The 10,854-nt window shown below is 47.2% G+C and carries 11 protein-coding genes; 5 read left to right on the forward strand and 6 right to left on the reverse strand.

Translation table 11 applies throughout. From position 1 onward, the window contains the following. Positions 1-91: 91 nt before the first annotated feature. The 4 genes from murC to Q0413_RS09340 form a co-directional block, all read right to left on the reverse strand. Positions 92-1,399, reverse strand: coding sequence for a UDP-N-acetylmuramate--L-alanine ligase (gene murC / locus Q0413_RS09325; protein ID WP_298989654.1), 1,308 nt, complete (start codon positions 1,397-1,399; stop codon positions 92-94). A 483-nt stretch (positions 1,400-1,882) separates the two neighbouring features. Next, positions 1,883-2,452, reverse strand: a complete 570-nt coding sequence (gene recR / locus Q0413_RS09330) for a recombination mediator RecR (protein ID WP_177389255.1) — start codon at positions 2,450-2,452, stop codon at positions 1,883-1,885. Beyond that, positions 2,449-3,690 carry an ArsS family sensor histidine kinase gene (locus tag Q0413_RS09335; protein WP_298989657.1) on the reverse strand — a complete coding sequence of 414 codons (1,242 nt, stop codon included), beginning with the start codon at positions 3,688-3,690 and terminating at the stop codon, positions 2,449-2,451. Before Q0413_RS09335 ends, recR begins: the two co-directional genes overlap by 4 nt. Beyond that, the gene (locus Q0413_RS09340; RefSeq protein WP_005870149.1) at positions 3,687-4,358 is read right to left on the reverse strand and encodes a response regulator transcription factor; all 672 of its coding nucleotides are present in this window, start codon (positions 4,356-4,358) and stop codon (positions 3,687-3,689) included. The genes Q0413_RS09335 and Q0413_RS09340 overlap by 4 nt, the downstream gene beginning before the upstream one ends. 128 nt (positions 4,359-4,486) lie before the next feature. Between Q0413_RS09340 and dnaJ the strand changes: the two genes are divergently transcribed. From dnaJ to Q0413_RS09365, 5 genes are all read left to right on the forward strand, one after another. Continuing rightward, positions 4,487-5,578, forward strand: a complete 1,092-nt coding sequence (gene dnaJ, locus Q0413_RS09345) for a molecular chaperone DnaJ (protein WP_298989659.1) — start codon at positions 4,487-4,489, stop codon at positions 5,576-5,578. Between the two features lie 223 nt (positions 5,579-5,801). After that, positions 5,802-7,046 carry a hypothetical protein gene (locus tag Q0413_RS09350; RefSeq protein ID WP_297942973.1) on the forward strand — a complete coding sequence of 415 codons (1,245 nt, stop codon included), beginning with the start codon at positions 5,802-5,804 and terminating at the stop codon, positions 7,044-7,046. Between the two features lie 212 nt (positions 7,047-7,258). Then, complete coding sequence (locus Q0413_RS09355) at positions 7,259-7,492, forward strand: phosphohydrolase (RefSeq protein ID WP_298989662.1); 234 nt, start codon at positions 7,259-7,261, stop codon at positions 7,490-7,492. An 11-nt stretch (positions 7,493-7,503) separates the two neighbouring features. Continuing rightward, the gene (locus tag Q0413_RS09360) at positions 7,504-7,698 is read left to right on the forward strand and encodes a hypothetical protein (protein ID WP_298989664.1); all 195 of its coding nucleotides are present in this window, start codon (positions 7,504-7,506) and stop codon (positions 7,696-7,698) included. 3 nt (positions 7,699-7,701) lie between these two features. Continuing rightward, complete coding sequence (locus Q0413_RS09365; protein ID WP_298989667.1) at positions 7,702-7,836, forward strand: hypothetical protein; 135 nt, start codon at positions 7,702-7,704, stop codon at positions 7,834-7,836. A 27-nt stretch (positions 7,837-7,863) separates the two neighbouring features. Here Q0413_RS09365 and Q0413_RS09370 read toward each other — a convergent pair whose 3' ends face one another. Together Q0413_RS09370 and Q0413_RS09375 are read right to left on the reverse strand one after the other, a co-directional pair. Continuing rightward, positions 7,864-9,141, reverse strand: coding sequence for a M48 family metallopeptidase (locus Q0413_RS09370; protein ID WP_298989670.1), 1,278 nt, complete (start codon positions 9,139-9,141; stop codon positions 7,864-7,866). Beyond that, the gene (locus Q0413_RS09375; protein WP_298989673.1) at positions 9,117-10,439 is read right to left on the reverse strand and encodes an MATE family efflux transporter; all 1,323 of its coding nucleotides are present in this window, start codon (positions 10,437-10,439) and stop codon (positions 9,117-9,119) included. The genes Q0413_RS09370 and Q0413_RS09375 overlap by 25 nt, the downstream gene beginning before the upstream one ends. Between the last annotated feature and the right edge of the window lie 415 nt (positions 10,440-10,854).

The following is a 10,854-nucleotide window of genomic DNA, read 5'->3' on the forward strand; positions in this document are numbered from 1 at the left end:
AAATGCGAAAATAAACACTAAAAATCTCAAATTTTATCCTTGCCCGCCTGCAGCGGAGTTTGGCTCATAAATTCAGCGAGAGTTTTCAAGCTTAAAATTCTCCGCGCAGCTGATAGGTGATGTCGCCTGCGCCAAATCCGATCACGAGCCCGTCGTTTATGATGTGGCGGACGCCAAAAATATCGCTAAATTCTATCTTCTCGCCGTTTCTAAAGACCCGCTCGGTAAATAGCGCTCCGAGCCCCTTAAATTCCTCTTTCAGATCGATGCCGTTGCTAGGCTCGCCCGCGGCGTAAACGGGTAGCACCACGAGCTCTTCTACGCCCGCAAAGCACTCTTTAAAGGCGTTTAAATTCGCCTTAAGCCTGCTGAAGCGGTGCGGCTGAAAGATCGCCGTGATCTTGCTAAGCCCTAGCAGGCTAGCGTATTCGCGCGCGCTTTGCAGAGTCGCTCTGATCTCGGTGGGATGGTGACCGTAGTCGTCGATGAGCACGAAGCTCGGGGTGGCGCACAGGATGTCGAAGCGCTTTTTGATCCCTTTGTAATTTAGCAAATTTTTGCGGATCTGTTCTAGCCCCGTCTCGCACGCCGCGGCTAGGATCGCTAGCGACGCATCGATCGCGATGTGTCTTCCGAGCCCGTAAACCTCGAAGCGTCCGAGCTCTTTAAGATTAAAGCTCATAAACGGCTGATGATCGCGCAGCAGCACCTTCAGATCCGTTATGTCGCGTGAAGGAAAGAGCTTGATACAGCCGAGCTTTATCGAGCTTAAAAACTCATCCTCGGCGTTTATCACGCGGATCTTGGCGCGCTCCAAAAAGCCGCGATACGCCGCGTGAAATTTATCCAAATCGTTGTCGTAATGATCCATATGCTCGGGCTCGGCGTTGGTCACGACTGCGACGTAGGGGTTGGAATTTAAAAAGCTAGAATCGCTCTCGTCGGCTTCAAAGATGATGTTTTTGCTGTTTTCGTACTTCATATTCGAGCCGAACTGCTTGGAGATCGCGCCGATGATGACTGAGCCGTTTATTAGCGCCGAGGTTATCGCGCTCGTCGTACTTTTGCCGTGCGCGCCGGCGACTGCGAAGACGCGCTTGTCTTTTAGCACGAAGGGCAGGGCTTCCTTACGCGAGAGGCAGACGATCCCTTTTTTGCGCGCGGCTTGCAGCTCGACGTTGTCCTCTTTGATCGCGGCGGAGTAGATGACGATCTCCTGATCTTTGATCGCCGAAGCGTCGTGCGGAGTGATGATCTCCATACCGTCCGCTCTTAGCTTGTAGGTCGTCTCGCTCTCTTTGATATCAGAGCCTGAGATGATAAAATTTTTCTCGTGTAAAAATCTTGCTAATGCGGAGATGCCTATGCCGCCGATGCCGATAAAATGAACCTTTTTCACCTTTGTCCTTAAATATTATAATGGAAAATTACGTTTAAATTTTTAAATCCCACGTCTGCGAAATTTAAAAATTTAAACCGTTTTACGCGCCTTGAAATTCGCCTTTAAATTTTTACGAGCTCGCAGCGTCGCGCAACCCCGTATCGCTACTTTCGAAAGTGCTTTTAAAATTTGAACGCTCGAAATTCGCCGTTTAGAATTTCGCCTTTTAAAATTTGAGCGCTCGAAATTCCGCCTTGAAACGAGAGCGCTTAAAATTTTTACGCGTCAAACGCCATTAAAGCCTCGCGGCAAGCGAGACGCCGCCGCGCCTGCCGCATCGTATCGCGCACCAAAGCCGCGTAAATTTCGATTTCATCGCGTTCATCGCGCGCCGACTTTAAATTTACGCCTCAAATTTCGCTGCTTGGGTTTTGCGGCAAAACCTGTTCGGCTCTTTGCGCTTTAAATTTGACCGCATAAATTTAAAATTTAGACGAAATTTTAAATTTCGGTGCGCCCGTTGATCGCCTTTATTAGCGAGAGCATATCGACGTTGTCTAAGCTCACGCCAGTAGGCACGCCCTGAGCGAGCTTGGTAAATTTCAAACCCAGATCCGCGAGCTTATCCTCGACGTAGAGCATGATCCCGTCGGAGTTGATGCCCGGCGTCAGCGCGAAAATCAGCTCGCTCGCGCCGTTTTGCTCTACCATGGCGCGCAGAGCCTCCACCGTCTCTTCGCCTGCGCTTTGCAGCACGAAGTAGCGGCCGTTGTAAATTTTATTGCTCTCTAAAATAAAGATATCTTTGGGGTTTTCAACGATGCAAATTTTATCGCTTTCGCGCTCCTCGTCGGCGCAGTATTCGCAGATCTCGCCCTCGCATACCGCTCCGCAGATGCGGCATCTGTGCAGTCCGCGCACCGCCTCTTCGATATTGTGCGCTAAATTTAGCCCCAAAAAGGAGTTTTGAACGCTTACGTAGTAGGCAAAGCGCAGAGCGGACTTTTTGCCCACGCCGGGAAGCTTTTCAAAGCTTGCGACGAGCTCTTCAAACCTATCTCCGCCGCTCATATAGCGCCCTTCGGCGAAAAGACGATCGAGAAGTAGTGTGTGCCGTCGCTGTAATTGTACTCGAAGCGGAATTTATGCAGCTCGCAAATTTTATCGATGATGTAAAGCCCAAGCCCCATGCCGGTGGCTTTCTCGTCTTTATTTCTGATAAAGGCCTGCTTGTAGTGCTCGAATGATTTTGCAAGCGCCGCGCCGCGGTTGGCGACACTTACTTTATTTTCGTCGCAGATGATGCGAACTTTTTTATCGCTGGAGTATTTTAGGGCGTTATCGATTAAATTTTTAATCGCCAGTGCAAATAGCCCGAAATCCACGTTTATCACCGCATCGCACTCGATATCCGTGCTGATAAGCTCATCCCAATTATCGAGCATCGACATATCTCTTACCTGCTCTAAAATCAGGCTGAAATGGTAGTCTTGATAGTTGAGCGAGTAGCTTTTTGAGAGGAGTTGCTCGATTTTAGCAAACTCGTTGATTAAAATTTCAAGCCGCTCAAAGACATTGACGAGCCGCTCTTTTTGCGTTTCGTCATCGAGCATTTCGGTGATGAGCCTGCCCTTGCCGATCGGGGTTTTAAGCTCATGCATGATGGTGCGTAAAAACAGCTGGCGCGATCGGATCAACTCTTGAATTTTGGCAATCGCGTTGTTAAATTCCTGCGCGACCTGCCCGATCTCGTCCTCGCTGTGAGTAGCGGCTAAATTTACGTCCAGGTTACCCTGGGCGAATTTTTTGATATTTTTGCTTAGTTTTTTTAGCGGCGTGAAGCTCTTCATGATCGACAGATAAAGCGAAACTAAAACCGCGACGGTGAGGAAAAACCCGACCCAGAGCGGATCGTTTAAATTTTTCGTGCCGATACTTTCAAAAACGACGATGAAGGAGTTGTTTTTGATATTTAAAAAGAGCGAGTTATTGTACTCGACCGAGCTAAACTCCCCGATCGAGGTGTCTTGGACAAAAAATTTCTTCCCGCTGGTGCCGATATTTTGGATAACGTTTTTGTCTTTGACAAGCTCGAGCCCGAAATTTGAAAAATACTGCTCGATATCGCTAGGCGGGGTGTTGCGTTTATAAAGCTCGAGTAGATAATTTACCGCGTTTATCTGGTTTGCCTGCATCGCCCCCAGGGCTTTGCTCATCTGGATGCGCCCGAAAGTGATGAAAAGCGTGCATACCAGAATAAGCGCGATTACGAAAAATACGGTGATCTTCGTGATTAAGGAGTGCTTCATCCGATGAGCTTGTAGCCGATACCGCGAACCGAAAAGATATGCTTAGGCGCTTTGGAACTGTCGCCGATTTTGGTGCGTAGGCGTCCGATAATAACGTCTAAGCTCTTTGAGTCCTTATCTTTTAAGCTTTTGCAGTGATATACTAGCTGCTCGCGAGATACCGAAAAGCTATGTTGCTTGATTAGGTATTCTAAAATTTCATACTCCGCAGGCGTTAACACGAGCGACTCCTCGCCGAAGTAAATTTCATGGCGCTTGTCGTCGATACGAAATACGCTATCAGTGGCGGTTTCCTCCTTCTCGCTAGCTTTTTTATAGCGGCGGATGAGGCTCATGATGCGCGCATGCATCTCTTTTGGATCATAAGGCTTCGGCAGGTAATCGTCCGCACCGATCTGAAGACCCACGACGCGATCGCTTACGTCGCTTCTAGCCGAGCTTATGATGATCGGAATGTCGTATTTCTCGCGGATCTCTTTGCAGACTTCAAGTCCGTCCATCCCAGGAAGCGTAAGATCCAAAATCAGCAGATCGTAGTTTTTGATCCCAGCGCTAATGCCCAGATACGGGTCTTCGAAGTTTGTAACTTGGATGTTAAATTTAGCCAGATATTCGGTTAGAAGCTGTGCAAACTCGCTGTCGTCTTCTATCATCAATACATTTATCATTTTTTATCCTTTGCATAGTTGATTTGAAATTTAAATATTGCATTATACATAAAAATAGTTAAGTCTTAACTTGCGTTTTATTAAATTTAGATAAAATTGCCCCTTTTGTATAGTTCAAGGAGAATTTCGTGGAAGAAGATTATTATGAAATTTTAGGCGTGGCGCGCGATGCCGACGCCGAGACGATAAAAAAGGCGTTTCGAAAGCTCGCTTTGGAATTCCATCCCGACCGCAACCAGGGCGACAAGGAGTCGGAGGAGAAATTTAAAAAGATCAACGAAGCGTATCAAATTTTAAGCGACGATCAAAAGCGCAGAATGTATGATCGCTACGGCAAAGAGGGCATCAGCGGCGCATACGGCGGCGCGAGCGGCGGAGGATTTGATTTTAGCTCTATTTTCGGCGATTTTTTCGAGCAGGCATTCGGCGGCGGCGGTCGCTCGCGCCCTAGCGATCCATACGGCATAGATACCGAACTGGCCGTAACGCTGGAATTTAAAGAGGCTTTAGAGGGCGTTCACAAGGAGATAAAATACAAGATCAAAAAGCCGTGCTCCGCCTGCGACGCCACCGGCTCAAAGGATAAAAAAAGACACACCTGCTCCGCTTGCGGCGGCACCGGGCGCGTCGCGGTCAGGCGCGGATATATGAGCTTCATCCAAAGCTGCTCCGAATGCGGCGGCACGGGCGAGATCGTAAAAGACAGGTGCAAGGATTGCGGCGGCAAGGGCTTTACCGAGGAGGACGTGAGCCTTAAATTTGACATTCCCGCAGGTATCGACGACGGACAGCGCGTGCGCCTAAGCGGCAAGGGCAACATCTCTAAAACAGGCGAGATCGGGGATCTGTACGTGATCGTGCGCGTGAAGGAGGATAGCCACTTCCTGCGCGACGGAGATGATCTGTATATCGAGGTGCCGGTGTTTTTCACGCAGGCGATCTTGGGCGAGAGCATCGAGGTGCCGACGCCGCGCGGCAAGGCGGAGCTAAAGCTCAAAGTAGGCACCAAGGACAAGCAGCGCTTCACGATCTACGGCGAGGGCGCGCCGAATATCCGCACCAAGAAAAACGGCGATCTGATCGTGCAGGTAAACGTCCAGACGCCTAAAAAATTGAACGAGAAGCAAGAGGCGCTTTTGCGCGAGCTTCAAGAAAGCTTCGGTAGTAAGGGCGGAGACGACGAGGGGATACTAGATAAGATCAAGAATTTTTTCAAGTAATCTGCCTTGATTTGCCTTGATCTGTTTTGAGCGGCGGTCTTGCGGTTTTATTCACCAAAGTACGGGATTTTCGCTTGGAATCTCGCTAAGAGTTTGGATGTAATTTCGGTGTAAATTTCGTGTCATTATTTGGATAAAATTTAATTAGCATTTAATATTATTTAAATTTAAAGATTCTTAATATTAGTAAAGCAAATTAAAATTTTTATAATTAAGAGGTAGGATGATGTTAAAACAAATTTTAAATGTAGCGTTAGCATATGTTGGGGTTATTGTCGGTGCTGGATTATCGTCCGGTCAGGATCTGATGCAATATTTCGTCAGTTTTGGCAAATGGGGTATTCTTGGAGCCGTTATTCTTGGTATCCTCAATGCCGTCTTTGGTAAAATCATTATTACATTCGGTAGTTATTTTAGATCCAATGATCACTTTGAAGTTCTTTCACAAATTGCTGGATCTATCACTAATAAAATTCTTGATATTTCTTTAATTATTTGCTGTTTTGTGGTAGGTTTTGTCATGATTGCCGGGGCTGGATCAAATCTTAATCAGCAATTTGGCATGCCATTCTGGTCAGGAGCACTCCTATGTGCCGTATTGATAATCCTTGTTAGCTTTCTTGATTTTGAAAAAATCACGAATGTGATCGGAATATTTACGCCTATTATTTTTATCATGATTATGATTATGGCAGTATATACCTTTGCAAGTCAACGTTTTGATTTTAAAGAATTAGAAACAATTGCAAATACAATCTCTACTCCAATGCCAAATATCTGGTTTTCTGTTCTGAATTATTTTTCGCTCTGCGTTATGACAGGTGTATCAATGGCTTTTGTATTAGGGGGATCCATTATAAGGATTGGTGTAGCAGAAAAAGGTGGTACTTTGGGTGGATTTATAATCGGTATTATCATCACAGTTACAACCTGTATCTTATATGCAAATGTAAAACTTGCAACGACTGTTGATATTCCTATGTTGGCTATTGCCAAACAGATTCACCCTGCATTTGCGTTTGTGTATGCACTTGTTATCTTCGGCTTGATCTTTAATACTGCTTTCAGTTTATTCTATGCCTTAGCAAAACGTTTCTCATCTAATCAATCAAAACGTTTTTATCCAATTATGATTGGCACCGTAGTTGTAGGGTATATATTATCCTTTATGGGCTTTAAAAAATTAGTATCGATTATGTATCCAATTCTAGGTTATATTGGTTTTATAATGTTGATGGTATTACTAATTGGGTGGATCAAAGAGAGGTCAAATGTTAGAGATGAGAAGTTTTTGCGTCGCAAGATGATTCGGTTGATCACAAAAAAATATGATGATGAACAGGAATATACGAAGGCAGATAAAGAAAAATTTCAGAAGCTGGGTGAGGATTCAATAGTTGATACTAAAAGTATTAAAAGCGATATCAAAGATCTTGTCAAAGAGCAGTTCACTGATGATAACAAATAAATAAAGTTCAAAAAAATAAAGAAAGAATGATTATTTGAATTGGTTGAATTTTAAAGCGGTAAAGGATTTCGCTTGAAATAAAAAGAGCTCGGGAAACCTTGATTAGCCTAATTCAATATAATGATTTTAAAAAGATTAAATCAAACATATTTTTTGTTCTTTATTGTAAAAATTTCAAAATAAAAGCAACTATGAATTTAAAAAGGACGAAGATGGATCGCAAAAATGAGCCTGCAAATTTCAAATCCGCGGATGATGAGATGTTTGCGTTTCTATCGAGCTTGGGCGATCGCTGGCAGGTGAGCGAGGGCGGAGTGAAATTTATAGAAAAAAATTTCACCTTCGTCGGCTCCAAACCCGTCTTGCGGGAATTGAAAGATTACGCGACCGCGGACTGCCCCAGCTTTGCTGGTGCCAGAAGCTTCATAGACGCAACCCCGCGGTAAAAGCAAGGATTTTGAGCGGCGAAATCCACTATCTAGGCGATAGCCTAACGAGTGCCGAGGTTAAATTTGCGCCCGAATATTTTTACGATTTTTTAAAATTTATAATGGAGCAGGTTCTCGAACACCACTATTTTTTCAGTCCTACCGCGCGCTGGCTCCTGCTGGTTGCGATGGAGAAATACGTGGAATTTGCGGCTTTAGATTAGCGTTTGGATCCGCAAAAATTTGCGAAATTTCGCCGTCTGTGCTGCGCAAATTCGGATCGGGCTGCGGTCTGCTACGGCAGGGCGAAAGATCGGTTGGAATTTATCGACTGCGGCAAGAACTGCGACGCAGTGGCGTGAAATTTAAACGGGCGCCCCGTTCGCAAATTAGCCTTTACCTAGCTTGATACGTGCCCTAAAATCGGACATGATCTGCGCGATGAGCGCGTAAAAATCCGCTCCGTGGTTTGCATGGATGAGGTGCGCGAGCTCGTGCATCACGACGTATTCGACGAAGCGCGGATCCCGCTCTATCAGGCTTAACGAGAAGTTGAGATAGCCCTTGGCGTGGTTGCAGCTGCCCCAGCGCGTCTGCATTTTGCGCACCCGCACCCGCGCGATCTTGCGGCCTATCCGCGGGGAAAATTTCGCGATATAGCGCAGATAAAGCTCAAGCGCAAAGGCCTTTTTAAACGCCGCAAACTCGCCCTCGCTCTCGCAAAAGATCGCGCCTCCCGATACGAAAATTTTATCTTTAAATTTAGAGCTTTGGATAAAATTTTTGATCGTAAAATCGGGCTCGTCGCGCTCCGCCGCTTGCGCGCTTTGCGCTACATTTTGCGGCGCGTTTTCGCTCGCGGATTTTGAAGTTTTTTCGCTAGCGACCGAAATTCCTTCGCCCACGACAGAGTCAAAATTTGAAATTTCTCCGTTCGCAGCGGGTTTAAATTTTGAAATTTCATCCCCTGCGGCAGGATTAAATTTTAAAATTTCGCCGTAGGATTGCTCGCAGACATTTTGCGCCGCCGTATTTATAAACTCGCCGCTTTGTCGCACTTTGCTCTGTTGTGCGAGCCCTTGCGCCGCATCGTCCGGTAGGTTGAATTTCAAATCCTCGCCCGCCGCACCACTTTGCGAAGTGTGTTCGCCCGAGTGAAATTTTAAAATTTCACTTGCCGTGCCGCCACCCGCACCGTAATTCATGCCGCCCGTGCCGTTATTTGCGCTACTGCTCGCATCGCCGCCGCTACCGCCTATGCCCGCGCCGCTTTGTAAATGAGCCGAATTTACGCCGCTCGCGTCACTATTCGCATCGCCATTCGCCCAGTTCACGCAGCCTTGCGTGCCGCCATTGTCTAAATTTTTATTCGCGCCACAGTTTGCGTCGAGCTCAGCCTCGCGGCTAAATTTCAGCTTATAAATTTTGCCTAAAATTCTAACCTGATCGCTCGCTAGTAGCTTGCTTCGCAGTCGCGCTAGCGTTCGGCGGATCCAGCTTTCGTGCTTTAGGATGAAGTCTTTTGCTTGCGCCGCGGTGTAGGAGCGCGGCACGCTCACGCTGATTTCGCAGTCCTTGCTAATGCGGATGCGCGCGTATTTCATCCGCTTAAAACGCAGGCTGATCGGCAGATCTAGCAAATTTAGACTAACTTTTTGCTCTGCCATTTTTTACTTATCCATCGCGCCGTATTCGCGCTGCCGCGTAGCCACTCGTCGCAGAAAAACCCGATCCAAACGCCCAAAATTCCATACCCCAGATGAATGCCCAAAAGCCAGCCCACGGGGATCGAGACGCCCCACATAAAGATCACGCCCATCGCAAAGGGAAACCTCGCGTCGCCGCTTGCGCGCAGGGCGTTTACGAACACGATATTAAGCGTCCGTCCGAACTCAAGCCCGAGAGTTAGGTAAAAAAGCGGCCGCATGACCTGTTTGTGCGCCTCGCTTAGGCTCAACATCTCCATGATCTGCTCGCGCGCCAAAAACACGATCGCGACGAAAAGCGCCGTCGCCCCGAGCCCGAAGCGCAGCGCGGTAAATGTGTGCCGGTACGCCTCCTGCGGCTTGGCGGCGCCTACGAGGCGGCCTACGATCACTTCGTTTGCCATACTGATCGCGCTTCCGCCAAAGAAGATGAATGATGAAATTTGAAAATAGATCGTCTGTACGGTAAGGCTCGCCTCGCCCATGCTCGCGACGAAGGCGAAGGCGACTAGATACTGCACGATCCACAGCATGTTTTCGCCAGCGCTCGGAAGCCCTACGGATAGAATTTTACGCAGCGTGGCGAGCTTGATCTTTAAAAACATCGTGAGGTAAAATTTTATCTTTAGCACCTTTGTGATGATGAGGAAGAATAAAAATACGCCGATCATGCGCCCTGCGATCGTGCTTACGCCGATGCCCTCAAGCCCGTAGTACGGCAGTCCGAACGGCCTAAATAGCACGACGTAGTTGCCCGCGAGAGTTACTAAATTCATTGCCACGGAGACCGCGATGATGAAATTTGCGTATCCGTAAACGCGCACGATGGCGCTAAGCACGATCGCGACGGCGTCTATCGCAAAGACGATGCTGATGACCTTAAGATAGATCGCGCTTTCGCTCAAAAGCTCGGCGGGCACTTGCAACGCGTGCAGCAAAAACGGCGCGCAGCTAAAGACGAAAACGCCGCTGCAAAGCCCCACGAGCGCGTTAAATGCGATGCTCGTGTGGATCGCGCGCATGGCTAGGACTTTGTTCTTTGCTCCCAGCGCCTGTGCTACGAGAACCGAGCAGCCCACGGCGAGGAAACCGAAAACGGTGATGAATAGCAAAAATATCTCGTTGCCCGCCCCCAGCGCGCCTACTAGCGAGACGTCCACGCGCGAGATCATGTAGGTGTTTATAAACGTGGTCACGAGGCGCAAAAACATATCGATGTAGATTGCGAGCGAGAGCCTTAGTAGCGAGATTTCTTTCATATTTTGCCTTTATTTGCGGGAAATTGTAGCCGAAAATTCTTTTAGGTTTGCTTTTGTATCAACATCGGCTATTTTGTGCGTAATCGCTCTTTTACATACTTTGCCCTTTGCCTATTTTTCCTTAAAATATTCCATCCACAAAAAAATATTCGTACGGCAAGTTCGATAACATGGAGTGCTAAACTTTCGCTGCATAATTCTATTAATTTGGCTGTAAAGTTATAAATTTCAGTTAGTGGAATTTTGCAATTTTACATTGTAAAATTTTGTTTAAAACTCTAGTTGTGCAAGTCCTGATTTTGTTGAACTCGCTATTGCGTTTACGTATAGATGAAATATCTTGGGGGCGGAAAAGGGGCTTGAATTGCGAGGTCACACTTCTCGCGGGTGCCGCCTCCGCAGCACCGCATTGCTC

Origin of the sequence: uncultured Campylobacter sp. (genome assembly GCF_938045465.1) — a bacterium.
GTDB lineage: Bacteria > Campylobacterota > Campylobacteria > Campylobacterales > Campylobacteraceae > Campylobacter_B.

Bases quoted from the DNA above. Each gene is read 5' to 3' on its own strand.
- recR (WP_177389255.1), bottom strand. From the start codon at position 2,452: ATGAGCGGCGGAGATAGGTTTGAAGAGCTCGTCGCAAGCTTTGAAAAG.
- Q0413_RS09335 (WP_298989657.1), bottom strand. From the start codon at position 3,690: ATGAAGCACTCCTTAATCACGAAGATCACCGTATTTTTCGTAATCGCG.
- Q0413_RS09340 (WP_005870149.1), bottom strand. From the start codon at position 4,358: ATGATAAATGTATTGATGATAGAAGACGACAGCGAGTTTGCACAGCTT.
- Q0413_RS09350 (WP_297942973.1), top strand. From the start codon at position 5,802: ATGATGTTAAAACAAATTTTAAATGTAGCGTTAGCATATGTTGGGGTT.
- Q0413_RS09355 (WP_298989662.1), top strand. From the start codon at position 7,259: ATGGATCGCAAAAATGAGCCTGCAAATTTCAAATCCGCGGATGATGAG.
- Q0413_RS09370 (WP_298989670.1), bottom strand. From the start codon at position 9,141: ATGGCAGAGCAAAAAGTTAGTCTAAATTTGCTAGATCTGCCGATCAGC.
- Q0413_RS09375 (WP_298989673.1), bottom strand. From the start codon at position 10,439: ATGAAAGAAATCTCGCTACTAAGGCTCTCGCTCGCAATCTACATCGAT.